The following is a 25,475-nucleotide window of genomic DNA, read 5'->3' on the forward strand; positions in this document are numbered from 1 at the left end:
TCTTGTGAATGATGGGACGTGAACGGCTGGCCGCATTCGGTCAGCCGTGCATGAGGCGGCCGCTGCCGCCTCCGAACGACTCGGGGTCCGGTCCGGGCCGCTCAGCCCGCCGGAAGCAGGCTTTCCCGGGTCTCCGCGGCCGGTTCGGCGCCGTCCCGCCGGGGACCGACCGCCAGCGCCAGCACCGCCCCCAGCGCGCACAGCCCCGCCGTGATCAGGAAGATCTCCCGGTATTCGGTGCGCAGCGCCGCGCGCAGCGCCACATCGTAGATCTTCAGTTGGCGCTCGAACTCCGCGTCCGAAATCCCGAACGGGAGCGGCGTCCGCAGGTCCGCCGTCAGCGCGTGGAAGCGGTAGAAACCCCACGCCGACAGCGCCGATATCCCGAGCAGCATCCCCATCATCCGCGCGACGACCACCGCCGCCGACGCGACGCCGTGCCGCGCCGCCGGGACGAACCCGAGCACCGCCGAGGACACCGGCGCGATCACCAGGCCGAGCCCGAGCCCCGTAACGACGAGATCGACGTCCATGCGGGGCAGCGGGCCGTAGGAGGCGTCCGCCGGGTTCGCGGGCCAGCCCGCGATCAGTAGGTAGCCGGCCGCCGCGACCGCCATGCCCGCCGCCATCGGCCACCGCTCCCCGAACCGCCGGGCGGCCAGGCCCCCCGCGAGCGCCGCGACGGGCAGCGCCACCAGGAACCGCGTCAGCACCAGCGCGCCGTCCACCGAGTCCTTGTCCAGCAGCGTCTTGGCCACCAGCACCACGTCCACCAGCGTGACCATCAGCGCCGCGCCCGACAGCAGGCTCACGCCGAGCGTCGCCAGCAGCGGCCCGCGCCGCGCGCCGCTCAGGTCCAGCAGCCGCGTCCGGGACCGCGCCTCCCACACCGCGAACACCACCAGCACCAGCACGCCCCCGCCGAGCAGCGGCGGACCCCACGACGGCAGTGCCGACTCCGCGGGCTCGGGGTTGTAGGCGCCCGCGACCAGCAGGCTCAACCCCGTCGCCAGCAGCAGACCGCCGACCACGTCCACCCCGGGACGCGGCCCCCTCGGCCGCCCGCCTGGCACCGCGTACTGCACCGCCGCCATCGCCGCCGCCACCAGCGGCACGTTGATCCAGAAGATCGCCCGCCAGTCCAGCGCCGCCGCGATCCCCGCCCCGTAGAGCGGGCCGAGCACGCTGCCGAGCTCCTGCGCCGCGCCCACCGCGCCCAGCACCACCGGACGCTGCCGCCCGTCCCACAGGTCACCGGCCAGCGCCATCGTCACCGGCAGCAGCGCGCCACCCGCCACGCCCTGGACGACCCGTCCCGCCGTCAGCACCGGGACGCCCTGCGCCAGCGCCGTCACGACCGACCCCACGCCGAAGAACAGCAGGCACGCCTGGAGCACCGCGCGCCGCCCGAATCGGTCCGACACCTGCCCGAGCAGCGGCATCGCCGCCACGTACCCCAGCAGGAACCCGGTCAGGACGGGCGTCAGCCGCTCCAGCCGGTTCACCGGAATGTCCAGGTCCTTGATCACCGGTACCAGGATCGTCGTGACGACATAGGCGTCCAGCGCCGCCAGCAGGACGACCGCGCCCCCGGCCCCGACCGCGACCCGGCGCCGCGCCCTCAGCACCGTGCGCTCACTTCGGCGGGGTGATCGTGTAGGCGGCGTCGAACTCCGTGAACGTGATCGTCACCTTGTCCTTGCCGCCGGGAAACACCCCCCGCACCTTCACGAGCCGGTGGTCGGACTTGCGGACCCACACCTGCCCGTCGATGTCGGTGTCGACCCCCGGCAGCAGCCCCGCCACCCGGTCCTTCGGCAGCCGCGCCGCGATCCGGTACGCCTCCTTGCCGTCCACCTTCTCGACGGCCTCCGCCTTCGGGTCCTGCAACGAGCCCAGCAGCTTCGCGATGCCCCGCTCCGGATCCAGCACCGCCGACGTGTCGTACTGCGTCGCCGCCAGCACCTTCGGCACCTTCTGCCAGCCGCCCGTCGCCCCGCCGATGTACACCGTGTTCCCGGACGCGACGACCTTCATCTCCACGTCCATCCCGGACCTGGACACCTTCAGCGTCCCCTGCCCGTCCCCGTTCCGCAGCAGCTTCATGTCGCCGCCCTTCACCGAGACCGGCGGCTTGCCCTCCGAGTCCATCCGCAGCGCGACGCTCCGCGTCCCCGCCATCGTCGAGGACGCCTGCCGCAGCGTCCCCGCCGCGTCGAAGTCGGCCTTCTCCGACCCGCCCTTCCCGCCACCGCCGTCACAGGCGGTGACCACCACCATCGCGAGCAGGGCATGGACGAGGACGAGGATGCGTCTGGGCATACGCCGGACACTATCGACGCGCCGTCTCACCCGTCACTCCGTAGGAGGTCTGATTCGCCTCGTCCTCTGGAGTGATTCCGGCCCCCTCCGGAAGGCAGAACGACTTACTCGGTGGCCCCGGCCGAGACCCCGCCGCTAGGATGGCACGCGGCACGCCCCCGGCCCGAAACGGCACCCGCGGGCACGCCCCAGGGGCGGTAGCTCAGCTGGTCAGAGCAGAAGACTCATAATCTTCCGGTCGCGGGTTCGAGTCCCGCCCGCCCTACGAGTGGGGGAGCTGTGCTTGCCGCACGCTTCGCGGGCGGCTTCGCCGAGCCGCAGTATCTTCTGGGGGGCGACCCCCAGACCCCCGATGTGGGGGGCTCCGCCCCCCACGCCCCCCTGCGCGCGCTGCGCGCGCTTTTTGGGGCTTCGCCCCTTCGCCCCCCCGGGCCGCCTAGCTACAGACGCGTGACGGTGGCGGAGGGCAGGCGGGACGGTTAGGCAATGCGTGCCTGATCCGCGGCGTTTTCGCAGGTCGGTGGAAGTGAGGCTTCTCGGCTCGCGGGTTCGCGGCTACCATCGCGCCGACGTGGGCGAAGCCCGCGCCGTGATCCGGCCGCGGCGCACGCCCTCGTCGGCCTGCCCGCTCGTACACCCCATCGAGAGGACCCCCCGCCATGTCCAGACGCCTTCTCGGCGTGATCGCCGCCGCGGTGTTCGGTGGCGCTTCGGTCACCGGTTCCGTCGCGTCCGCCGCCCCGGCCACCGCTCCCGCCCCGGCTCCCGCCCAGCTCAAGGCCATCGACTTCACCGGCATCGTCGCGCTCAACAACTGCTCGGGCTCGCTGGTGCGGACGCCGACCGCCGCCGACACCGACCCCGCGCTGGTGCTGACCAACGGCCACTGCTACGAGGGCGGCGAGCCCGGCGCCGGGCAGGTCATCACCAACCGGTCGTCCAGCAGGACGTTCAGCCTGCTCGACCCGAGCGGCAGCCGGTCGCTCGGCACCCTGCGCGCGACGACGCTGCTGTACGCGACGATGACCGACACCGACGTGGCGCTGTACAAGCTCAGCAGCACCTACGCCGACATCAAGCAGCGCTACAACAACACCCCGGCGTTGCAGCTGTCGCTCGACCACCCGACCACGGGCGCGAGCCTGCGCGTCGTGTCCGGGTACTGGAAGCGGATCTACTCCTGCCGCCTGGACGGGTTCGCCTACCGGGTCCGTGAAGCCGACTGGACCTGGAAGGACTCGCTCCGCTACACCTCCGAGTGCAACGTCATCGGCGGGACGTCCGGCTCCCCGGTCATCGACGCCGCGACCGGCAAGGTCGTCGGCGCCAACAACACCATCAACGAGAACGGCGGCCGCTGCACGCTCAACAACCCGTGCGAGGTCGACGAGGGCGGCAAGGTGACCGTGCGCGCCCACATCGGTTACGCGCAGCAGACCTACATCCTCGCGTCGTGCATCGCGCCCGGCAGCGTCCTGGACCTGACCAGGGCCGGCTGCACCGTCCCGCGCCGCACCCGCTAGCGCGTTCGCGCAGCGACCTCAGCGCACACGCGGGCGCGTAGCTGAGCGGTGGGGCCGACGCCGGAGGCGAGGCCCCACCGCGAAGATCGCGAAGCGATTCCGCGCCCGCACAAGATCGGTCAGCGTGCGAGCCGCCAGGCGAGCACGCTGGGCCGAGATTGCAATGAACACCGCTGGCCGTTTCGCTATGCGGGCCAGTCCGGGTGGCGCTTGTCCAGGAACGCGCGCATGCCCTCCTGCGCCTCGGGCGTCTGGCTCGACGCCGCCATGACCTCGATCGCGTAGGTGTAGGCGTCGTCCTCCGGACGGTCGAACTGCGCGTACATGGCCTGCTTGCCGAGGGCCTTGCTGCGCGGGCTGCCCTGCGTGGCGCGCTGGAGCAGGTCCAGGACGGCCTTGTCCAGCTCGGCGTCGGGGACCGTGTAGTTGACCAGGCCCCACTCGGCGGCGGTCGCGGCGTCCACGACCTCGCCGGTCAGCGCCATCTCGGCGGCGCGCTTGCGGCCGATGTTGTGGGAGATCGCGACCAGCGGCGTGTGGCAGAACCAGCCGCCCTTGCCCCCGGGCGCAGCGAACCCCGCGCTCTGCGCCGCGACCGCGAGGTCGCAGCTCGCGGCGAGCTGGCAGCCCGCGGCGGTCGCCAGCCCGTGCACGCGGGCGACCACGACCTGCGGGACGGACTGGATCGTCCGCATCAGGTCCGTGCACGTCCGCAGCAGGGCGCGGACGTCGGCGTGGGACGCGCCCGCCATGTCCGCGAAGTCGTGCCCGGCGGAGAACACCGGCCCGTTCGCGGCGAGCACGATCCCGCGCGCGTCGGTGGCCGCCACCTCCTCGAACGCGGCGGTGAGCTGGAGCAGGAACGCGCGGGAGAGGGCGTTGCGGCGGCGGGGGCGGTTCATCGTGACCGTGGTGAACGCGCCGTCGCGCTGGACGAGGACGTCGCTGGCTTCGCTCATATTCGCGACGTTACGTCACGGGAAAGACGGGCGCACGGGCCGAATGTCGGAGGTCCGGCGTACCGTGGCCGGGTCCACGGACGCGCCGACGGGGTTGCCGAGGAGGCATGGCCTTGAAACTGCTCACCGCCACCGACACCGGCCAGGGGTACCGCGACAACGACTTCGACTGGTGCGTCGAGGGAGAACTGGTGCACATCGGGGTCGTCTGCGCCCGCGACCGGGACGACCCCGACGGCGGCTGCGGCTGCGGCCGCTCGTTCGCCGGGCTGAACTCCCACCGCGCCACCACGACCGCGATGGTCAGGGAGATCCCCGGGTTCACCGGCGACGACTACGTCGAGGCGATCCGGTCGAGCCTGGAGCAGCAGGGGTGCGATCCCTCGCTCGCCGAGCACGAGGCGGCGCTGCTGCGCTGCCTGGTGCGCGACTGGCCGGTGGGGGTGATCGTCGAGCGGCGGCTGAATGAGATCGTGGTACGGCAGGTCGTGTAGTCGCAGGCCAGGAGGTGCGTTGTGCTCGTCGCGTTCTCGGTGACCCCGCTCGGCACCGGTGAAGACGTCGGGGAACTCGTCGCGGAGGCGGTGCGGGTGGTGCGGGCCAGCGGCCTGCCCAACCGGACCGACGCGATGTTCACCACGATCGAGGGGGAGTGGGACGAGGTGATGGCCGTGGTGAAGGCGGCCACCGACGCCGTCGCCGCACGGGCGCCCCGGGTGAGCCTGGTGGTGAAGGCCGACGTGCGTCCCGGGGTGACGGGCGCGCTCGACGGCAAGGTCGCCTCGGTCGAGCGCTACCTGTCCGACTCCTGACCGGCGCCCCCTGCCCTGTTCAGATCGCGGCTATCAGGGTGCGGGCTGTTTGGACGAGGGTCGTGTTGTCGGGGGCGGGGGAGCCGTCGGGGAGGGTGAGGGTGTCCTCCAGGCCGATGCGGGTGTCCAGGCCGCGGCGGGCGGCCAGGCGCAGGACGGGCCAGGCGCCGCCGTCCTCGCCGTGCAGCAGGATCGGGCGGTCGTGTCCGGCGCGCAGGGCGTGCAGGAGGTCCTTGGCGGTCTCCTGCGCGGTCTCCGGGTCGGTGTCGGTGACCTCGGCGAGGACGCGCAGCACCCGGTCCGCGTGCGGCCAGGCGAGGAACCGTGCGGCCGCCTCGGTGCCGGAGAAGATTCCGGCCTCGATGCCGACGCCCAGGTCGAGGAGGGTCTCGGCGACGAGTTCGGCGCCCGGCTCGTGGAAGTTCACTGAGGCGTGGTCGGGCAGCACCGTCCAGGAGCGGACGAGCGCGGCGCGGTCGGCGGGGTCGGGTGCGGTCCAGGCGCCGGTGGTGACGCCGACGGCGATCCCGGGCGCGGCCGCGCGGACGGCGGTGAGGGTCGCCGCGACGTGCGCGGGGTCGAGGGTGTCGGCGCCCGCGGCGTCCTTGCAGTGGACGTGCGCGTCCCGCGCGCCGACGTCGGCGGCGGCGCGGACGGCCGCGCCCACCGCCGCCGGGGCGACCGGCACGGCCGGGTGGTCGCTTCCGCTCCGCGTCCCGTTGGGGCAGATCTGCAACATGGACCGATCATCTCAGCCGGCGGGTCACGGCGTGATCATGCAGGGGCCTCCTCCGCACACGTCCACGACCCGGCCGGTGGTCAGGAAGATCGCCTTCTGGCGGCGGGCGTCGGCGCTGTGGCGGGGGTCGGAGTGGGGGTCGCGGCCCTGGGAGGGCGGCGTGTTCGTCGGCGGCGGGGCGGGGGAGCCGCTGTCCCACACGACGATCGCGGACCCCTCGTAGGACGAGCCGAACCGGCGGATGCCCCAGAACGGGACGCGGTCGGGGCTGCGGCCGGGCGTGAGGAACGGGGCGTGCACGCGGGCGCCGATCGTCCGGGCCTCGACCTCGGCGGCGACGGTGGCGACCTGGTGGTCGCCGAACGCGGTGTGCATGAGCACACGGTGCGGGGGCGTCCCCGGCAGCGGCCGTCCGGTGAGGTGCAGGGCGTAGCCGTCGGCCTCGCCCCGGTCCCACAGCATCTGGAGCAGCCCCAGCCCGATCTGCTGGTCGAGCTTGTCGGGGTAGGACGCGTCGAGCGCCTTGCCGAACGCGCCGAAGTCGACGCTGCGGTTGAGCAGGGTGCTGTAGTTCATCGCCGGGACGCCGAGGGCGGCGCGCCGGATGTCGGGGGACACGGCGGTCAGCGCCCCGCCCATGATCCCGCCCTGGCTGTTGCCGTCGTAGGCCAGCGGCGCCCCTGTGTCGATGAGGGATTCGCCCGAGTCGTTCTGGAACGCCTTGTCGGACGCGAAGCCGCGGGTCATCGCGCGGCCGAGGACGACGAAGCCCAGCAGGCCCTGCTGGAGGCGGTCGGCGACCGTCCGGAAGTGGGTGAGGTCGGCGAGCGCCGCGAGGTCGTTCGGGATGTCCTCGTCGGCCATGCCGATCCACTTCGTCGCGCAGAACACGAAGCCGTGCTCGGCCGCCATCTGCTCGACGTCGACCGCGCCCGCCTCCCGCTCGCTGCCGAGCAGCCCGTGCCCGTAGAGGGCGGGACGGGCGGGTTCGCGGAACGCCGATTTCGGGATCTCGCACTGGAACGGGACGGCCTGGTCGTTGCCCGGCAGCCGGGCCGGGAGCCCGTCGGGCCCGCGGTGGAAGGCCGATCCGGGCGGGCCGCCGGGCTTGTCGAGGTAGCTGGGCGTCCACACGACGCCCTTCACCTCGCGGCCGATCAGCCCGTTCACGTTGTCGGTCACGCTCGTCACCTGGAATTTGGGGGACCGGCCGTCGAGGCCGCGCAGGGTCTCGTCGCGGATGTGCAGCATCGACCCGGTCAGGCCCTCCCGGCTCGCGACGGTGAAGTCCCAGGCCAGGTAGAGGCCGTCGCGCTCCACGCCGTTCGCGGCGAGGTCGTCGAGGACGCGCCGCTCGGCCCGCTGCCGCCCGCTCAGCGGGTCGGACGCGGGCAGCGTCGGGCCGAGAATCCGCCTGAACGCCGCGCCCGGTTCGATCAGGCTGCCGGACGCGTCGCGCAGGTTCCGCAGCGCGACGACGTAGCGGTGCCCCTCCTGGAAGTTGCGCGCCGGGCGGACGATCAGCGCCTTGCGGGCGTCGGGCGCGTTCGCGTCCAGCTCTGCCCAGTAGGGCCAGCGCTCCCCGGTCTCGGTGTCGAGGACGACGATCGGCGCGTCCGGGCGCAGCGACGCGCCGATGTCGGTGACCGGCGCCGCGCCGCTGCGCGCCAGGTCGACGCCCGGGACGCGGCTGAGCAGCATCGAGCCGGGGGAGAACCCGTCCGCGCGGTTCCACTCGTCGGGCGCGACGGGCACGCCGGACGCGTTGCGGAGCGTCGTCCGCATGTGGACACGGCGGCCGGTGGGCGTGTCCGGATCCCGCACCGTGTACCAGTTGTTCGGGAACGGGAGCAGGCAGGCGGCCGGGTCGATCGGGTCGCAGCCGTCGTCCGCGCGCGGGGCGGCGGCCCTGGCAGGCGGCGTGATCAGGGCCGCGAGCGTCACGGCGGCGGTCAGGACGGCGGTCAGGGTGCGCGGGAGCAACGTCCACCTCCGGGGGATGCGGGACGTACAGCGCCCGATCATGGACGTTCCCCGGCGGCGGGTCAATGGGCGGCCCCGAGCGGTGCCGCCGCGCGCTTGCCGGCGGACGTCGGCCCGTACGAGCGGAGGACGACCGGCGCCCCGAGCGCGTCCTCGATCGTCTCCTCCGCGCGGCCGAGCGGCGCGTAGACGGGACGGGCGGCGAACAGGCGCCGGGTCAGCGCCGCCTGGCGGTCCAGGTCCCCCGTGCCCGCCGGGAGCCGTGCGACCTGTTCGCCGTCCATCGCGTAGGCCCGGCAGACGCGCAGGTCGGGACGTGCCCCTGCGACGTCCAGATGCGTGACCGCCAGGCCGTCGACGCCGCCGCACGCCTCCAGCGCGTACCGGAGCGCGACGGCGTCGAGGTGCCCGACGCGGAACGCCCCCTGCCAGCGGCCCGTCCCGTTGTGCGGGTCGGGCAGCGCGCCGGTGAGCGCCGCGTCCTCGGTGACGAACGGCCCCGGGCCGTGGCGTGTCGCGTACGCGCGCAGCACGCCGAGCCGGGTCGCGGTCGCGTCGGCCTCGCCGAGGAGGGCCTCGGCGTTCGCGAACGTCGTCGTCGACCACGTCGTGTACGGGTGGAAGCCGTGCCACTCGTCCAGCAGGACGCCCTGCGCGCCCTCGAACACCGCGTCGCCCTCCCGCAGGACGCCGCGCAGGTGCTCGCCGCCGACGATCCGGACGTGCTCGGCGAACGCGGCGAACGCGTCCGCGCACGCCTCCACGTCCGGGACGTCCTCGCCCGATCCCGCCGGGAACGCGTCGTGGTACCAGTCGCGGAGCGCGGCGAGGCGGCGCCGCAGCCGGACGGGGGACAGGCAGTCGCCCGCGCGGGGCGCGTCGTCGTGGTCGAGCGCGTAGGACGCCGTCTCACCGACGCCCATCCCGCACGACCCGTGCCGGGCCGCGCCGCGCGCCGCCTCCCGTGCCCGGTTGGCGGCGCGGTGGTAGGGCGTGGTCAGCAGCGCGTCGCGGTCGACGGTCAGCCGGGCGAGCGCGTCGTCCACCCCGAGTTCGCGCAGATGCTCGGCCTCGGCGGCGAGCGCCAGCGGGTCCACGAGCATGAACCGCGACAGGTGCGTCCGGACGCCCGGCGTGAACGTGCCCGACCCGAACTGCGCGAACGTGTGGTGCCGCGCGTCCGCCAAGACGACGTTGTGCGCCGCCTGCGCGCCCCCGTTGAACCGCACGACCGTCGGCGGCGCCGGGGACGCGGCGCACAGGTGGTCGACGACCGTGCCCTTGCCCGCGTCCCCGAAGCCGAGGTCCACGACGATGACGTGGCCCATGCCCGTGACTCCTAGAGCCGCGTCGTCGCGGACGGCCCGGACGCGTCCAGCCCCGGCGGCGTGGCCGACACCGCGACCGGCGCGCGCGAGGCGTCCAGCCGGGCCAGCGCGCGCGAGACCGACGCCCCCGCGTCCGACCCCGCCTCCGCCAGGTGCTCCAGGCCCTCGTCGAGGTCGATCGCGTCCTCGCCGAGCCCGATCGTCAGCGCGATCGTCTCGCAGACCGCGCCCGGGTCGTCCAGGTAGAGGACGTGCTGGCCGAGGAGTTCCTGCCAGAAGTCCTTCAGCTCGCGCTTGCCGGAGTGGTAGCCGCCTTCGGGGATGATGAAGTACACCTCGTACATCCGCTGGAGCTCGCGGACCATGTCGGCGATCGGGACGTCCGCCTCGGCCTCGTCCCCGATGATCTTCGCGATCTCGCTCCGCCGCACCTTCGGGTAGCCCAGCTCGTCGCCGATCATGAACAGGTAGCCGCGCTTCCCCCGCTTCTCGTAGCAGTCGATCGCGGTGTGCCGGGCCATGAAGTACATCGCGAGCTCGTAGGACTCGCGCATCTGCCCGCCGCCCCCGCCCTCCAGCAGGATCTTGCCGAGGTCGTCGTCCATCCGGTTGTCGGCCTCGAACTGGCCGACCTGGAGCGGCGCCCGGTCGCAGGTCGCGTCGCCGACCGCGCCGAACAGGATGTGCGGGTGCTCGACGTACCCCTTGCGCAGCAGCAGCCCGAGCAGGTCGGGCAGCTTGGTCTGGAGCGTGCGCGGCACGCCGCCCATCGAGCCCGTCACGTCGAACAGCACCGCGATCGCCAGCGACTCGGGGTGGCCCTCGGAGTCCCGGCTCTCCCGGACGGTCACGCCGCGCGGGTCGAGGTCGGGGTGGACGGTGGTCGCGCCGCCGTCGCTGTAGGCGAACGCGCTCGTGCCGGTCGCCGCCTGGTAGCTGCGGCGCGCGGCGTAGACGTCGGTGGACCAGTTACCGCTTCCCATGGTCGTCTCCTTCAGTTTCGTTCGGCAGGTGGAAGGGGCGGAAGCGGCGGGGGCCGTAGAGCCGTTCGAGCAGCTCGTCCAGCTCCTCCAGCAGCCGCCAGGCGTCGGACGGGCGGCGCCGCTGCGCGGGCAGCAGGCAGCCCCGCGCGAACGCGCGCATCGCCTTCGGCGCCCGGTCGCCCATCAGCTCGGTCATGCATCGGGTGGCCATGAAGATGTCGGTGGCGGGCGACGCGGTCTCGCGGCCCGGAACCTCCGGCGGATACCAGTCGGCGTACCGGTCGACCATCGCCGGGACGCGTCCCGACGGGTCGGTGCCCGCGTAGCAGCCGGGCACCGAGTAGCACCAGTCGACGAGGACCAGCCCGTGCTCGGCCGGGTGGATCATGACGTGCTCGGGGAGCACCGCGCCGTGCAGCACGCCCGCGCGGTGCGCGAACCCGAGCCCGACGAGCAGCCGCCGCCACATCCAGGCCGCGTCGCGCGGGTCGAGGCCGCCGGGGAACGCCCGCCGGACCTCGGCGAGCGTGCGGAAGCCCTCCAGCGCGGCGAGCGCGTTGACCGGGCGCTGCGCGCCGGACGCCTCGTCCCGGTGGCGGAACGACTCGACCAGGCGCGGGACGTACGGCAGGAACCGCCCGTCGCCGTCCTTGGGGAGCTGCCGCAGCGCCACCGCCTCGCGTTCGAGGAGGTCGCCGTCGCGCGGGTCGCGCGGCATCTTCAGCAGTACCCGCGCGCCCTCCGGCTCCGCCGCGTACAGCTGTGCGAGGTCGCCGCCGATCGGGTCGCCGGTGAGCCGGTAGGAGTGCCGCCGGGTGGTGATCACGGACGGGTCGGCGCCGGTGTAGGCCCGCCACAGCGCGGTCAGCCGGACGAACGCCTCGCGCGTGCGCCCCTGCGTCGCGTCCGGGTGGACGAGCCGCGCCAGCCGCCGGTAGCGGCGCGCGGCCTCGGCGGCGTCGGCGCCGAACAGGTCCGCCGGGACGCGGGCCCGGTCGAGCCGGGTGAGCGCCTCGTCCAGCTCGCGGACGCGCGGTGTCATCGGATCTCCTCCTCGCGGCTCGGGCGCAGCAGCGCCGGGTGCAGCAGCCGGGCGTCGCCCGCCCGGTAGAGCCGGGGCCGGGGCCCGCCGCGCCGCCCGCCCTTGTCGGACGTCGCGCCCGTGCTCTCCACGAACCCGGGCACCGACAGGACCTTCCGGTGGAAGTTGCCGGCGTGCAGCTCCTCGCCCCACACGGCCTCGTAGACGGCGCGCAGCTCGGGGATCGTGAACTCGGGCGCGCAGAAGGCCGTCGCGAGCGGCGCGTACTCCAGCTTGGCGCGGGCCCGCTCCAGCCCGTCCGACAGGATGCGCGCGTGGTCGAACGCCAGCCGCCGGGTGGTGCCGGGGCGCTGGTCGCCCGCCTCGGTCAGGCCGAGCGCGCCGACCGCGACCCACGCGGCGTCGGCCGCGTCGCCGCCCGCCTGCGGGTCGGGCAGCTCCGGCGCGAACGCCAGGTAGGCGACGGAGATGACGCGCATGCGCGGGTCGCGTCCCGGCGCGCCGTAGGTGCCGAGCTGCTCCAGGTGGACGCGGCCGAGCTCCCCGCCCTTGGCGCTGAGCCCGGTCTCCTCGGCCAGCTCGCGGACCGCCGCCTCCGACAGGTCCTCGGCCTCGGTGCCTTGCAGCGGCCCGCCCGCCTGGACGAACCCGCCGGGCAGCGCCCACATCCCCGCGAAGGGCGCGGCGCCGCGCCGCACCAGCAGCACGTGCAGGGCGCCGTCGCGGATCGTCAGGGACACCACGTCCACGGTCACCGAGACCGGGTCGTAGTCGCGCGGATCGTAGTTCGCCAGGAACTCGCTCTCGTCGCGTCCCGGATCCGGGGTCATCCGCCTGCTCCCTGTCGTCGGACTCGTACTGAGTAAGTCTCAAGTTGAGTTCATCTCGATATGAGAAGAACATAGCCCGGCGGGCGGCCGGGTGTCCAGCCCTTTCGGAAAGGCGAGAGCGCCGCCTCCCGGGGAGGGGAGACGGCGCTCTCGGGTCGTGCGGTGCCTGGGGGTGCCGGCGGGGGCTGCTCAGCGGCGGTGGCGTCCGCCGGTGCTCGGTGGTTCCTCTTCCTCGTCGTCGTACCAGCCGCCGTTCCGCTGCCGGTCGGAGGTGTAGGGGTTGCGCGAGTGCTGGCCGCTCGGGAAGTTCCCCGAGGCGTACGGGTTCTCCGGCTGCGGCGGCGTGCTCTGCCGCGGATCGGCCGGCCGCGGCACCGACTCGTACCCGCTGGACCCGTACGGAATGGACCCGTAGGAGTCGGACGGGCTGGACGCGGACGGGCCCGACCCGTGCTGACCCGACCCGTGTCGGCCCTGCCCCGGCTGGCCCGATCCGTGCTGTCCCGACCCCGGCTGGCCCTGCCCGTACTCGCCCGAGCCGTATCCCCCCGTCCCGAACGCCCCGGACCCGTACGTGCCCGCGTCGTACGCCCCGGACCCGTACGATCCCGGGCCGTGCTCGCCGGAGGAGTACACGCCCGTCGGGTGCTGCCCGGTCGACTGGCCGAGGTTGAGGTAGCCGCCGGTCTGCTGGACGCCCTGCGGGGCCGTCCCATGCGGGGTGGGCGCGGCGTGCGGCGCGGCGGCCCCCGGCGCGGAGGCGCGCGCGCCGGGGAAGGCGGCGCCGGGCGGCGGGGCGGCCGCCATCGGCGCGGCGACCGGACGCTCGGGCAGCGGCTCCTCCAGCAGCAGCTTCATCTGGCTCTTGCGGCGCCCGTAGGCCAGGTACAGCAGCAGGCCCGCGACCATCCAGATCGTGAAGTAGCCCCACGTCTGGACCTTGATGTTCAGCATCAGCCAGCCGACCGCGACGATCGTCACGACGGCGGTGACCGGCGCCGCCGGGACCCGGAACGGGCGGTGCAGGTCGGGCTGGTCGCGGCGGAGCGCCAGCACGGCGGCGGCGACGAACAGGAACGCGAACAGCGTCCCGAGCACGACGAGCTGCTCCAGCGTGAGCACGTCGATGGTCTGCGAGGTCACCAGCGCGGCCGCGCCCGACAGCAGCGTCGCGCGCGAGGGCACCTTGTAGCGGCTCATCCCGGCGAGCGGGCGCGGCAGCAGCCCGTCCCGCGACATCGAGAACACGACCCGGGTCAGGCTGATCAGCAGCACCAGCATGACGGTGGTCAGCCCGAGCATCGCGCCGATGTCGACGATCTTGCCCATCGCGCCCGCGCCGACCGAGTCGAACGCGGCGGCGAGCAGCAGCTTGTTGGAGTTCAGCTTGGCGAACCCGTCCATGCCGACCATGCCGACCATCGCGACCGCGACCGCCGAGTACAGCACGACGGCGGTGACCAGGGTGATGAGGATGCCGCGCGGCACCTTGCGCGGCGCGTCGTCGGTCTCCTCGGACGCGGTCGCGATCAGGTCGAAGCCGATGTAGGCGAACGCGATGGCGGGCGCGGCGGCGAACACGCCCCAGACGCCGAACACGTGCGGCGTGCCGCTGCCGAACGCGCCGAGCACCGCGTCCAGCACGGTCTGGTCGCCGTTCGGCGCGGGCTTGGAGGGCGGCGTGAACGGCGTGAGGTTGCCCGGGTGGAAGAACTTCAGCCCGGTCGCGATGACCAGTCCGATGACGATGACCTTGGCCATGACCATGAACCAGAGCGTGCGCAGGCTCATGCGGCTGCCGGTCGCGAGCATGATGATGAGCAGCAGGAGGATGCCGAACGCGAACAGGTCGGGCCCCTTCTGCTGCCCGATCAGGTCGCCGAGCCAGGAGGGGACGGCCACCCCGAAGTCGTGCAGCGCCTGCGTCGCGTACAGCGACCAGACCCGCGCGAGCACCGAGGCGGCCAGCAGCAGCTCCATCACCAGCGACCAGCCGACGACCCAGGCCCACACCTCCCCGAACGCGACGTAGCTGAAGGAGTAGGCGCTGCCCGCGACCGGGATGATCGACGACAGCTCGGCGTAGGCGAGCGCGGTCAGCAGGCAGACGCCGCCCGCGATGAGGAAGGAGATGAGCACCCCGGGCCCCGCGGTCGCGGTGGCCTGCTCTCCGGCGATCTTGAATATGCCGGAACCGATCATCACGCCGAGACCGAGCACGATGAGGTCGCGCGTCCGGTAGACCACGCGGAGGCGGTGCCGGCCACCGTAGAGCCGGCCGGTGGCCTGCTCGACCGGCAGTCGCCGGAACATGTTGTTGCGCATGCGGATGTCCCAGGTCATAGGTGTCCCCCCTGGCCTGAACCCGCGCCGCTGTTCGCGAGAAGTCGGCAGGTCGAAGTCCCTAAGAATTCACCAGGTATGAGCATAATCGCAATGATTTCTGGTGGATTGATGTCGTCTTGATGTCGTCCGGCACCGCCGAAGCGCGGTGCGGTGGCGAGCTGGAATCGGCCGCTCACGCTGGGCGAACACCGAATCGGATTCGTTCCTGACGCTGATCTTTATCAACCGGTGATTCCAGAATGCAGGTGTCGCCATGCCCGGTACTCGAAGGCGGAGGTAAGTGCCCGCGGAAGCGCCGCGCGACGCGCGGAATCGCGTCCGGGGCCGGACGGTGCGGACGCTGGCGCGCTACCGGGATCGGTGGCACCGTAGGGGCGCCGCGTTCCCCAGGAGGTTCGGTGTTCCGCTACCCGTCGTCCTCGAATGCCCCCCGTCGCAACGCCCCCCGCCGCACGGCCGCCGTGGCGGCGCTCGCCGTGGCCGCGTCCCTGGCGGTCCCCGCCACCGCCGGTGCGGCCCCGGCACCCGCCCCGCGGACCCCGCCCGCCAAGCAGCCCGTCGCCACCGGCTACGGCGGCGCCGTCTCCACCGTCGACCCGGACGCCAGCGCCGCGGCGATCGAGGTGCTCCGCCAGGGCGGCAACGCGATGGACGCCGCGATCGCCGCGTCCGCGACCCTCGGCGTCACCGAGCCCTACGTCGCCGCGATCGGCGGCGGGGGGTACCTCACCTACTACGACGCGAGGACGCGGCGCGTGCACGCCTTCGACGGCCGCGAGATCGCGCCGAGGACGATGCGCCCCGACTCCTTCGTCGATCCCGCCACCGGAAAGGCGATCCCGTTCGACGAGGCCGTCACCAGCGGGCTCAGCGTCGGCGTCCCCGGCACGCTCGCCCAGTGGGACCTCGCGCTCCGCCGCTTCGGCACCCGCGACCTGCGCACGCTGCTCAAGCCCGCGATCCGGACGGCCGAGCGCGGCTTCGTCGTCGACCAGGAGTTCCACGACCAGACCGCCGAGAACGAGGCGCGGTTCCGCGACATCGTCCCGACCCGCGAGCTGTTCCTGCCGGGCGGGAAGCCCCCCGAGGTCGGCTCGGTGTTCCGCAACCCCGACCTCGCGCGCACCTACCGGGAGTTGGGCCGGCGCGGCCCGCGCTGGATGTACGGGGGCGGGCTCGGCGACGAGGTCGCGCGGACGGCCGCCAGGCCGCCGGTCGACCCCGCCGCGAAGCGCAAGGTCCGTTCCGGCCTGATGAGGCCGGGCGACCTGCGGGCCTACCGCGCGCAGCGCAGGGAGCCCACCCACGTCGCCTACCGGGGGCTGGACGTCTACGGGGAGCCGCCGTCCTCGTCCGGCGGGTCCACCGTGGGCGAGGCGCTCAACATCCTCGGCAACTTCCGGCTGGACGCGAAGGACCCCGCGACCGCGCTGCACTACTACCTGGAGGCGTCCAAGCTCGCCTACGCCGACCGGGGCCGCTACGTCGGCGACCCCTCCCAGGTGGACGTGCCGCTCGACGAGCTGCTCTCGTCCGGGTTCGCGCGCGAGCGCGCCTGCCTCATCAAGCCCGACCGGGCCGCGCCCGCGCCCGTCGCGCCCGGGACCCCCGACGGACGCTACGACGCGTGCGTCCCGCCCGGCACCCAGACCCGCGCGCTCGCCTACGAGGGCCCGCAGACCACGCACCTGGTCGTCGCCGACAAATGGGGGAACGTCGTCGCCTACAACGTCACGCTCGAACAGTTCGGCGGCAGCGGCATCACCGTCCCCGGACGCGGGTTCCTGCTCAACAACGAGCTGACCGACTTCAGCCTCCAGCCGCCCACGCCCGGCTCGCCGCCCGACCCGAACCTGCCCGGCGGGCACAAGAGGCCGCGCAGCAGCATGGCCCCGACGATCGCGCTGAAGGACGGGCGGCCGAGGCTCGCGGTCGGCACCCCCGGCGGGTCGACGATCATCACGACCGTGTTGCAGATCCTGGTCAACCGGATCGACCTCGGCATGGACCTCCCGCACGCCCTCGCCGCGCCGCGCGCGACCCAGCGCAACACCCCGCAGGTGTTCGCCGAGCCCGCGTTCATCTCCGCCTACGGCCGGGCACTCGCCGCGCGGGGGCACCGCGTCGAGGCCTTCCCCGGCCCGCCGCGCGACGTGATCGGCGCCGCGACCGCGCTGGAGTTCCTGCGTCCGGGCCTGGTCCAGGCGGTCGCCGAGCCGGTCAGGCGCGGTGGCGGTAGCGCGATGGTCCTCACCCCGGCGCGCTAGGTCGTGGCCGGTCAAGGCGTGTCCGGGCGGCGAACGGGAAGGAGTGGGGCCATGGCGCAGTCTTACGTCCAGGTGACGACCACGACCGACTCCCGTCCCGAGGCGGCCGAGCTGGCCAAGTCCGCCGTCGCCGAGCGGCTCGCGGCATGCGCCCAGCTCGTCGGCCCGATCGCCAGCACCTACTGGTGGGAGGGCGAGATCGAGTCGGCCGAGGAGTGGATGGTGGTCTTCAAGACCACCGCCGACCACTTCGACGAGCTGGCGTCCCTGATCACCGACGGGCACTCCTACGACACCCCGGAGATCATCGCGACGCCCGTCGTCGCGGGCAGCATGGACTACCTCGCCTGGGTGGCCGAGCAGACCGAACCGGACCCCGACGAGGACAACGACATCGACGAGGACGCCGACCTGGCGGACGCCTAGGCCCCCGGCCCGGCCGGCTAGCCGACCGGGGGCGGCGCGTCCTCGGTGTGGGCGCCCCGCCGGGGGAGCAGCAGCGCCGGGACGACCATCGCGGCCGTCAGCGCGAGCGCGACCCAGAAGGTGCTGCCGAACGCGTCCGCCAGCTGCGGCGCGACCTGCTCGCGGACGCGGTCGGGGATCTCGCCCATCCCGCCGCCGCGACCGCCACCGCCGCCCGCCTGCGGGATCCGGTCGTTGATCTCGCGGGACAGGAGCACCGCCAGCAGCGCCGTCCCGACCGAGCCGCCGAGCTGGACGAGGATCTGGAGCGAGCTGGACGCGCGCGCCATCGCCGACCGGCTCAGCGTGACCAGCGCGGCCGACATCGTCGGCATCATCGTGGAGCCGAGCCCGAGACCGCGCACGAACAGCGCGGACCCGAGCAGCCAGTAGGGGGTGTCGGCGTCCACCAGCGCGAACGGGACGGTCCCGGCGCACAGCAGCACGATCCCGCCCGGGACGAGCCGTCCGGCGCCGAACTTGTCGGTGATCACGCCCGCGAACGGCATCGCGGCCGCGGCGCCGAGGCCCTGCGGGACCAGCAGCAGCCCGGCGGAGAGCGCGCCCTCGCCGCGCGCCGTCTGGTAGTAGAGCGGGATCAGCAGCATCGACCCGAGCAGGGCGATGCCGATCAGGAAGATCGCGAGCGAGGCGGTGGCGAACGTCCGGTCGGCGAAGAGCCGGACGTCGATCAGGGACTTCTCCCTGCGGCTCAGGCTGTGCGGCACGAACAGCGCCAGCAGCGCCACCCCGCCGACCAGCCAGCCGATCGTCGCCGGGTCGCCGAACCCCCCGTTGCTGCTCGCCGTCGACAACCCGTAGATCACCAGGACGAAGCCGGGCGGCAGCAGGAACAGCCCGCGCAGGTCCAGCGCGGCGGAGGCGCGCGGGACCTCCCCGCCGTGCTCGTGCGGCACCTTCCACCAGGCCAGCGCCAGCGCGATCGCGCCCACCGGCAGGTTCACGAAGAAGATCCAGCGCCAGTCGACGTCCTCGACGAGCCAGCCGCCGAGCACCGGTCCGAGCACCGGCCCGAGCAGCATCGGCACGCCGACGATGCTCATGATCCGGCCGAGCCGGCGCGGCCCGGCCGCCATCGTCAGGATCGCCATCCCGGTCGGCATCAGCATGCCGCCGCCGAGCCCCTGCACCACCCGGAACGCGATCAGCGACTCGATGTTCCAGGCCGCGCCCGACAATGCCGACCCGAGGACGAACAGCACGATCGACGACATCCACACGCGTCGCCCGCCGAAGCGGTCGATCGCCCAGCCGGTGAGCGGGATGACGGTGCCGAGCGCGAGCATGTACCCGGTGATCACCCACTGGATGGTGGACAGCCCGGCGTCGAAGTCGTGGCCCAGCGTCTGGAGCGCCACGTTGACGATCGTGGTGTCCAGGATCGCCATCACCGTGCCCGCCACGATGACGAGGCCGAGGACGATCACCTGCCGGTCCAGTTTCTCGGACGGGGCGTCGGTGGCGCCCGCGCCGGGCGGCGCGAGCTTGGCGGGAGGGCTCTCGGGCATGGTGGGGGTCCCCTCGTCCACGGGAGTGCGCGGTTCGACTGAAACGTCTTGAACTTCAACGTGTTGGCAGTGCACCACGAAATATGTTGAACTTCAAGACATGGCCGACGATTCTGGCAGCTCCGAAACCTCGGTCGACGCCGACCTGGAGACGGTGATCCAGCTCATGGGCCGGATGGTGCGGACGATGAAGTCCTCGGGCCGCCACGCCGAGGCCCAGGAGCTGCTGAGGCTCTGCGAGGAGGCCGGGCTCGGCCCCCGGCACGTGCCGGTGCTGTTCACGCTCGTCCTGAACGGCCCGGTCCCCGTCGGCGTGCTCGCCCGGCACATGGCGCTCAGCCCCGCGACCGTCAGCCAGCTCGTCGGCGAGCTCCAGCGCGGCGGCTTCGTGGAGCGCAGCCCGGACCCGCGCGACCGCCGCCGCATGATCGTCACCCTGCACGAGGACCACCGCGAGCGCGTCGAGCGCTTCGCCTGGCGGCGCCTGCGCCCATTGCGGATGACGCTGGAGGCCCTCGGCCCGGTCGAACGCCGCCACTTCATGCAGGGCTGGCTAACGATGATCGAGATGATGGAGGTCGCCGCCCTGGACGACCCGGACCCGGGCACCGACAAGCCCCGTCCGGAAGCCGCCCGCACCCCCGAAGAGCCCGAGACCCCGCAGACCCCCGCCGCTCAGGCCGCAGACCCGTCCCCTTGCCAGATAATCTGCCCGGTTCCACAAGCGCCTCGGACGCGCGAGTCTTAGCCTCGCTCCCCAGCAACCTCAGCCGTCACGCGAGCGCGCTGGCTGAGCGGTGGGGGCGAAGCCGGAGGCGAGCCCCCACCGCGAAGATCGCGAAGCGATCCGCGCTCGCACAAGCACGGTCAAGGGGCGAGCCGCCAGGCGAGCCTCTTGGGCCGGGATTGCAATAAATTCAGCCTCGGCGCATGAGGCGGCCGACGGCGGCCATCAGTTCGGTCGACATGGCCTCGCCCTTGCCCTCTTCGGCGCCTTCGGCGACGCAGTGCCGGACATGCCCGTCCAGGAGGCCGAGGGCCACCTTGTCCAGCGCGGCCTGGACGGCGCTGATCTGGGTGAGCACGTCGATGCAGTAGCGGTCCTCCTCGACCATCCGGTCGATGCCGCGCACCTGGCCCTCGATCCGGCGGAGCCGGGTCTGCAACTGGTCCTTGGTCGCGGTGTACCCGCGGGTGGGGGTCTCGCTGGTCGCCATGTCCGTCCTCGCAATCGATCTCGGGGCGGCTCCCGGGGGTACCCCTCGGGGATGATCCCCCTAGGGGTATCCTATCCGCTGGGCGAGGTGTGCTCCGCGTTCGCCGTCGTGAGGGCGGGCGGGGCGGTCAGCGCGCCGGGGTGTTCCAGGACGTGACCACCGGGCGCCCGTGCTCGGCGCCGAGCGTCGAGAGGGTGCCGGTGCCCAGCGCGAACAGCCGTCCGAGCGCGGGTTCCAGGCCCAGGTGGCGGGCGGTGAGGACGCGCAGCACGTGCCCGTGCGCGACCACCGCGACGTCGCCGTCGTCCAGAAGCGGCCGTACGCGGGCCAGCACGGCGTCGGCTCGGGCGCCGACGTCCTCGGCGCTCTCCCCGGGATGCTCCGCGTCGCCCGGGATCACGCCGTCGTCCCACAGGTACCAGCCGGGGCGGTCCGCGCGGATCTCCGCCGTCGTGATGCCCTCGTAGCCGCCGTAGTCCCATTCCCACAGGTCGGGGTCCACGTCGTCCACCGCGAGACCGGCCAGTTCGGCGGTGCGCCGCGCGCGTTCGGCCGGGCTGCACACGGTGCGGACGATCCGCCGGTCCGCAAGCGGCCCGGCGAGCGCGCGTGCCTGCCGCTCGCCGTGCTCGGTCAGCGGAAGGTCGGTGCGTCCGGTGTGGCGTCCCGCGCGGCTCCACTCGGTCTCGCCGTGCCGCACGATGATCAGTTCCCCCATGGGCCCCACTGTAGGGCCCATGGGGGCGGGCGGGGTCAGGCGAGGATCGAGGCGAGCGGGGTGTGGGGGAGCCCGTGGGCCTCGGCGACGTGGTCGTAGACGAGCTCGCCCGCGTGGGTGTTGAGGCCGAGGGCCAGCGCCACGTTGCCGCGCAGGGCCTCGCGCCAGCCCTGGTCGGCGATCGCGACCGCGTAGGGCAGCGTCACGTTCGTGAGGGCGTAGGTGGAGGTGTTCGGCACCGAGCCCGGCATGTTCGCGACGCAGTAGAAGATCGAGTCGTGCACGCGGTAGGTGGGGTCGGCGTGCGTGGTGGGACGGGAGTCCTCGAAGCAGCCGCCCTGGTCGATGGCGATGTCGACGAGCACCGAGCCCGACTTCATCCCGGCGACGAGGTCGTTGGACACGAGCGTCGGCGCCTTGGCGCCGGGGATCAGCACGGCGCCGATGACGAGGTCGGCGGCGCGCACCTGCTGCTCGATCGTCAGCGAGTTCGACACCAGCGTCCGCAGCCGGCCCTGGTAGATCGCGTCGATGTGGCGGAGCCGGTCGACGTTGACGTCCAGGATCGTCACGTCGGCGCCCATGCCGACCGCGATCTGCGCCGCGTTCAGCCCGGACACGCCGCCGCCGATCACCACGACCTTCGCGGGCGCCACCCCGGGCACCCCGCCGGGCAGCACGCCGCGCCCGCCGTTGAAGGCCATCAGGTTGTAGGCGCCGACCTGCGGGGCGAGCCGTCCGGCGACCTCCGACATCGGCGCGAGCAGCGGCAGCGAGCGGTCGGGCAGCTGGACGGTCTCGTAGGCGATCGCCGTCACCCCGGACGCCAGCAGCGCGTCGGTGCACTCGCGGGACGCCGCGAGGTGCAAGTAGGTGAACAGGGTCTGGCCCGAGCGCATCCGGTGGTACTCCGCCGCGATCGGCTCCTTGACCTTCAGGATCAGGTCGCCCTCGGCCCACACCTCGTCGGGGCCGTCGAGGATCTTGGCGCCGGCGGCGGTGAAGTCCTCGTCGGGGATCGCCGAGCCGATGCCGGCACCGCGCTCGACGAACACCTCGTGGCCGTGCCGGGTGAGCTCGTGCACGCCCGCCGGGGTGATGGCCACCCGGTACTCGTGGTTCTTTATCTCTTGCGGGACGCCGATCTTCACGGCTGCTCCTCCGTCAACGCTGACCAGGACTTGCTGGCAGGGGCTACGCCTCCAGCGTGGGGGCCCGCGAGCGCGCCCCGCCATGAGCAGGGTGCAAAGGCATCGGCGAAATCGATAACACTGTGTAAAGCAACACGCGGGTCTTCCGTGACCTGGGCCGGGCCCGGGTTGGAGCGATCCCCTTATGAGGCCGACGGGGGCAGCCACTCGTCGGCGATCGCGACCGTGAGCTGTTCCAGCAGCGCCCCCGACCGCCGGACGCGGCGCTCCTCGTCGGGCTCGATGTCGGCCAGCGCGTAGACCGCCTGGATGCGGGCCCTGCGGAGCCGCTCGCCGGTGAGGGCGCGCTGCCCGGCGACCGCGACGACCGGGGCGCCCGCCCGCGCCGCCGCCCGCGCGACGCCCATCGGCGGGGTGCCGCGCAGCGAGCGGCTGTCCAGCGAGCCCTCACCGGTGACGACCAGGTGCGCGCCGCGCGCCTTCTCGGCGAAGCCGAGCAGGTCGAGCATCAGGGACGCGCCGGGCTCGATCCGCGCGCCGAGGAAGGCGAGCGCGGCGAACCCGACGCCGCCGCTCGCGCCCGCGCCCGGCAGGTCGCGGGTGGCCCGCCGGGACGCGGCCTCGGCGAGGTCGGCCCAGCGGCGCAGCCCCGCGTCCAGCAGCGCGACCTCGTCGCGGCTGGCGCCCCGGCGCGGCCCGCCGACCGCCGCCGCGCCGCCGCGGCCGAGCAGCGGCCCGGCCGCCTCGCCCGCGACGACCACCTCGACCGACGACAGGTCGGGCAGGCCGCGCAGGTCGAGCGCGTGCAGCGAGCGCAGCGCGGCGCCGCCGGGCGGCAGGTCCTTGCCGAGCGCGTCCAGCAGCCGCCCGCCGAGCCCCTGGACGAGGCCCGCGCCGCCGTCGGTGCAGGCGCCGCCGCCGAGCCCGAGCACGATCCGGCGGGCGCCGAGCCGCACCGCGTGGCCGAGGAGCTGGCCCGTTCCGACGCTGGTGGCGACGAGCGGGCGGGGCCTGCCGTCCGGGAGGCGCCGCAGCCCGGACGCCTCGGCCAGCTCCACCACCGCGCTCCGCCCGCGCAGCGCCAGCCGCGCGGTGAGGGGGCGCCCGGTGGGCCCGCACACCTCGACCTCGACCCGCCGCCACCCGGCCGCGACCGCGGCGTCGACCGTGCCGTCGCCGCCGTCGGCGACGGGCAGTTCGACCACCGGGACGTCCGGCCGGACGCGGCGCAGCCCGGCGGCGAGGTGCCCGGCGACCTCGGCGGCGCTCAGCGCCCCGCGGAACCGGCCCGGGGCCAGCAGGACGTGGCCGCGCGGGGACGGATGGGGGGGAGAGTCCGCGGACGCCACAGCCATGCCTTTCACGCCGGGAGGTAAGCCTCTACCTTCTGCTTACGCCATGACGGCACTATTTGACACCCGGAACGGGCTCCGGGACATCGAAACCGGCGGAGAGAACGGCCCTGGAAGGGATTACTTGACGTTCAGCCACTCCTCAATGGGGTGAATCGCGAAGAAGACGAGGAACAAGGCCACCACCGGCCAGAGCCACACCGACACCTCGCGCCACTTGCCGACCGCGAGCTTGATGGCCGCGTAGCCGACCATCCCGCCGCCGATCCCGATCGTGATCGAGTAGGTGAACGGCATCAGCACGATCGTCAGAAACGCCGGGATGGTGATCTCCAGATCGCTCCAGTCGACCTTGGCGACCTGGGTCATCATCAGCGCGCCGACGACGACCAGCGCGGGCGCGGCGGCCTGCGCGGGGACGACCGCGGCCAGCGGGGTCAGCAGCAGCGTCGCCGCGAACAGCGCGCCGGTGGCGAGGTTGGCGAGGCCGGTGCGGGCGCCCTCGCCGACACCGGCGGCCGACTCGACGAACACCGTGTTCGCCGAGGAGCTGGTGAGGCCGCCGAACGCGGCGGACAGCCCGTCCACCGACAGGATGCGGCCGAGCCTCGGCACCTCGCCGTGCTCGCCGACCAGCCCCGCCTCGTCGCTGATCCCGAGGATCGTGCCCATCGCGTCGAAGAACCCGGACAGGACGAGGGTGAACAGCACGACCAGCGCGGTGATGACCCCGGCGCGGCCGAACCCGCCGAACAGGTCGACCTCGCCGAACAGCCCGAAGTCGGGCGCGGCGAACAGCTTGTCGGGCATGTCGGGGGTGACCACGCCCCAGCCGCCCTTGGGGATCGAGGCGTTCGCCTCGATGACGACGGCCGCGACCGTCCCGGCGATGATGCTGAGCAGGATCGCGCCCGGCATCCGCCGCGCGTACAGGCCGATCATCAGCAGCAGCGTGCCCGCGAACACCAGCGTCGGCCAGGTCTCCAGGTGGCCGCCGGTGCCGAGCGACAGCGGCGGGCTCGCGGCGCTGGAGGTGACGAACCCCGCGTCGACGAGGCCGACCAGCGCGAGGAACGCGCCGATGCCGACCGCGATCGCGTGCTTGAGCGCCAGCGGGATCGAGTTCATGATCCGCTCGCGGACGCCGGTCAGCGCCAGTACCACGATGATCGCGCCCTCGATCACCACCAGGCCCATCGCCTGCGGCCAGGTCATCACCGGCGCCGCCTGGAACGCCACGACCGCGTTGACGCCGAGGCCCGCGGCCAGCGCGAGCGGCGCGTTGCCGACCAGCCCCATGATCACCGTAGTGATCGCCGCCGACAGCGCGGTCATGGTGGTGAGCTGCGGGATCGACAGCGCCGCCCCGGTGACGTCGCGCGCCTTGCCGAGGATGATCGGGTTGAGCAGGACGATGTAGGCCATCGCGAAGAACGTCGTGACCCCGCCGCGCAGCTCCCGGGCGACGCTCGTGCCCCGTCCGGTGAGGTCGAACCACCGGTCCAGCGGCCCGGGCGGGGACGGGTCGGCCTGGGCGTTCTTGGACAGGGACATGCTGGCGCTCCGGTTCGGCACGGGGTCTCGGGAGAACGGCGAGGTCAGGTTAGCCGCAGGTCACCCGGAACGGTGGAGCGAGGTGGCGCGCGGCGGTGAATTCGGTCGCGCGCTGCGTGAAGGGCTGCGTCCGCTATAGCCTGCCAAGGTGCGGATGCCAGAATCGTCGGACGCGGCGGCCCCCGGCGACGCGGCGCGACACGGCGGCGCGGCACGGCGGCGCGTCCGAGTGAACACGCTTCGATACCGTATCCGGCGAATAGCGGACCTCACGGGCCGTGACCTCGGCACACTAGAGGATCGAGTCGACTTCTTCCTCGCCCCGCGCGCCCCGCGGTCGGCGAGCACCTTGTAG

The 25,475-nt window shown here is 73.4% G+C and carries 23 protein-coding genes and 1 tRNA gene; 8 read left to right on the forward strand and 16 right to left on the reverse strand.

All coding sequences use genetic code 11. The annotated features are described in order from the left end of the window. Positions 1-101: 101 nt before the first annotated feature. Positions 102-1,628 (reverse strand): MFS transporter, encoded by a 1,527-nt coding sequence (locus K2F47_RS06125; protein ID WP_308198371.1) that lies wholly within the window; start codon positions 1,626-1,628, stop codon positions 102-104. A 7-nt stretch (positions 1,629-1,635) separates the two neighbouring features. Further along, positions 1,636-2,322: an LppX_LprAFG lipoprotein gene (locus tag K2F47_RS06130; RefSeq protein WP_242901738.1), complete on the reverse strand. Its 687-nt coding sequence runs from the start codon at positions 2,320-2,322 to the stop codon at positions 1,636-1,638. Between the two features lie 191 nt (positions 2,323-2,513). Between K2F47_RS06130 and K2F47_RS06135 the strand changes: the two genes are divergently transcribed. Then, positions 2,514-2,587: transfer RNA gene (locus K2F47_RS06135), tRNA-Ile, on the forward strand. A 394-nt stretch (positions 2,588-2,981) separates the two neighbouring features. Beyond that, positions 2,982-3,845 carry a S1 family peptidase gene (locus K2F47_RS06140; protein ID WP_242901739.1) on the forward strand — a complete coding sequence of 288 codons (864 nt, stop codon included), beginning with the start codon at positions 2,982-2,984 and terminating at the stop codon, positions 3,843-3,845. Positions 3,846-4,030: 185 nt separating this feature from the next. On the opposite strand, the gene K2F47_RS06145 is transcribed toward K2F47_RS06140, so the two are convergent. After that, on the reverse strand, positions 4,031-4,804 hold the full coding sequence (locus tag K2F47_RS06145; RefSeq protein ID WP_242901740.1) for an enoyl-CoA hydratase-related protein: 774 nt from the start codon (positions 4,802-4,804) through the stop codon (positions 4,031-4,033). A 107-nt stretch (positions 4,805-4,911) separates the two neighbouring features. Between K2F47_RS06145 and K2F47_RS06150 the strand changes: the two genes are divergently transcribed. Further along, entirely contained in the window at positions 4,912-5,298 is a 387-nt protein-coding gene (locus K2F47_RS06150; protein ID WP_242901741.1) for a DUF7715 family protein, read from the forward strand. Between the two features lie 21 nt (positions 5,299-5,319). After that, the gene (locus K2F47_RS06155; RefSeq protein ID WP_242901742.1) at positions 5,320-5,616 is read left to right on the forward strand and encodes an MTH1187 family thiamine-binding protein; all 297 of its coding nucleotides are present in this window, start codon (positions 5,320-5,322) and stop codon (positions 5,614-5,616) included. Positions 5,617-5,635: 19 nt separating this feature from the next. Here the strand turns inward: K2F47_RS06155 and K2F47_RS06160 are convergent, their stop codons facing one another. The 7 genes from K2F47_RS06160 to K2F47_RS06190 all read right to left on the reverse strand — a co-directional run bounded on the left by K2F47_RS06160 (position 5,636) and on the right by K2F47_RS06190 (position 14,864). Continuing rightward, the gene (locus K2F47_RS06160; RefSeq protein WP_242901743.1) at positions 5,636-6,355 is read right to left on the reverse strand and encodes a 3-keto-5-aminohexanoate cleavage protein; all 720 of its coding nucleotides are present in this window, start codon (positions 6,353-6,355) and stop codon (positions 5,636-5,638) included. Positions 6,356-6,379: 24 nt separating this feature from the next. Beyond that, positions 6,380-8,338: a hypothetical protein gene (locus K2F47_RS06165; RefSeq protein WP_242901744.1), complete on the reverse strand. Its 1,959-nt coding sequence runs from the start codon at positions 8,336-8,338 to the stop codon at positions 6,380-6,382. Between the two features lie 62 nt (positions 8,339-8,400). Further along, positions 8,401-9,666, reverse strand: a complete 1,266-nt coding sequence (locus tag K2F47_RS06170) for an adenylosuccinate synthetase (RefSeq protein WP_242901745.1) — start codon at positions 9,664-9,666, stop codon at positions 8,401-8,403. Between the two features lie 11 nt (positions 9,667-9,677). After that, positions 9,678-10,649 carry a hypothetical protein gene (locus K2F47_RS06175; RefSeq protein WP_242901746.1) on the reverse strand — a complete coding sequence of 324 codons (972 nt, stop codon included), beginning with the start codon at positions 10,647-10,649 and terminating at the stop codon, positions 9,678-9,680. After that, on the reverse strand, positions 10,636-11,691 hold the full coding sequence (locus tag K2F47_RS06180; RefSeq protein WP_242901747.1) for a serine/threonine-protein kinase: 1,056 nt from the start codon (positions 11,689-11,691) through the stop codon (positions 10,636-10,638). The genes K2F47_RS06175 and K2F47_RS06180 overlap by 14 nt, the downstream gene beginning before the upstream one ends. Continuing rightward, positions 11,688-12,521: an NUDIX hydrolase gene (locus K2F47_RS06185; RefSeq protein ID WP_242901748.1), complete on the reverse strand. Its 834-nt coding sequence runs from the start codon at positions 12,519-12,521 to the stop codon at positions 11,688-11,690. Before K2F47_RS06185 ends, K2F47_RS06180 begins: the two co-directional genes overlap by 4 nt. Positions 12,522-12,710: 189 nt before the next feature. Continuing rightward, positions 12,711-14,864 carry an APC family permease gene (locus tag K2F47_RS06190; RefSeq protein WP_242901749.1) on the reverse strand — a complete coding sequence of 718 codons (2,154 nt, stop codon included), beginning with the start codon at positions 14,862-14,864 and terminating at the stop codon, positions 12,711-12,713. A gap of 401 nt (positions 14,865-15,265) precedes the next feature. Between K2F47_RS06190 and ggt the strand changes: the two genes are divergently transcribed. Next, complete coding sequence (gene ggt / locus K2F47_RS06195) at positions 15,266-17,134, forward strand: gamma-glutamyltransferase (protein WP_308198372.1); 1,869 nt, start codon at positions 15,266-15,268, stop codon at positions 17,132-17,134. A 51-nt stretch (positions 17,135-17,185) separates the two neighbouring features. After that, entirely contained in the window at positions 17,186-17,560 is a 375-nt protein-coding gene (gene cutA / locus K2F47_RS06200) for a divalent-cation tolerance protein CutA (protein ID WP_242901750.1), read from the forward strand. A gap of 17 nt (positions 17,561-17,577) precedes the next feature. On the opposite strand, the gene K2F47_RS06205 is transcribed toward cutA, so the two are convergent. After that, complete coding sequence (locus tag K2F47_RS06205; protein WP_242901751.1) at positions 17,578-19,128, reverse strand: DHA2 family efflux MFS transporter permease subunit; 1,551 nt, start codon at positions 19,126-19,128, stop codon at positions 17,578-17,580. 100 nt (positions 19,129-19,228) lie between these two features. Between K2F47_RS06205 and K2F47_RS06210 the strand changes: the two genes are divergently transcribed. Then, on the forward strand, positions 19,229-19,876 hold the full coding sequence (locus tag K2F47_RS06210) for a MarR family winged helix-turn-helix transcriptional regulator (RefSeq protein ID WP_242901752.1): 648 nt from the start codon (positions 19,229-19,231) through the stop codon (positions 19,874-19,876). 169 nt (positions 19,877-20,045) lie between these two features. On the opposite strand, the gene K2F47_RS06215 is transcribed toward K2F47_RS06210, so the two are convergent. The 5 genes from K2F47_RS06215 to K2F47_RS06235 all read right to left on the reverse strand — a co-directional run bounded on the left by K2F47_RS06215 (position 20,046) and on the right by K2F47_RS06235 (position 25,120). After that, a complete protein-coding gene (locus K2F47_RS06215) occupies positions 20,046-20,345 on the reverse strand; it encodes a metal-sensitive transcriptional regulator (protein WP_242901753.1) in 300 nt (99 codons plus the stop codon). A 127-nt stretch (positions 20,346-20,472) separates the two neighbouring features. Continuing rightward, positions 20,473-21,063, reverse strand: a complete 591-nt coding sequence (locus K2F47_RS06220; protein ID WP_242901754.1) for a histidine phosphatase family protein — start codon at positions 21,061-21,063, stop codon at positions 20,473-20,475. A 35-nt stretch (positions 21,064-21,098) separates the two neighbouring features. After that, positions 21,099-22,214: an alanine dehydrogenase gene (ald, locus tag K2F47_RS06225; RefSeq protein WP_242901755.1), complete on the reverse strand. Its 1,116-nt coding sequence runs from the start codon at positions 22,212-22,214 to the stop codon at positions 21,099-21,101. Between the two features lie 182 nt (positions 22,215-22,396). Beyond that, positions 22,397-23,569, reverse strand: a complete 1,173-nt coding sequence (locus tag K2F47_RS06230; protein ID WP_242901756.1) for a glycerate kinase — start codon at positions 23,567-23,569, stop codon at positions 22,397-22,399. Positions 23,570-23,686: 117 nt separating this feature from the next. After that, positions 23,687-25,120, reverse strand: a complete 1,434-nt coding sequence (locus K2F47_RS06235) for an NCS2 family permease (protein ID WP_242901757.1) — start codon at positions 25,118-25,120, stop codon at positions 23,687-23,689. Between the two features lie 154 nt (positions 25,121-25,274). Here K2F47_RS06235 and K2F47_RS06240 point away from each other — a divergent pair, with 154 nt between their 5' ends. Then, positions 25,275-25,475: a helix-turn-helix domain-containing protein gene (locus K2F47_RS06240; protein ID WP_272496707.1), complete on the forward strand. Its 201-nt coding sequence runs from the start codon at positions 25,275-25,277 to the stop codon at positions 25,473-25,475.

The sequence above is a fragment of the Actinomadura terrae genome (assembly GCF_022751215.1).
Classification (GTDB): Bacteria; Actinomycetota; Actinomycetes; order Streptosporangiales; family Streptosporangiaceae; genus Spirillospora; species Spirillospora terrae.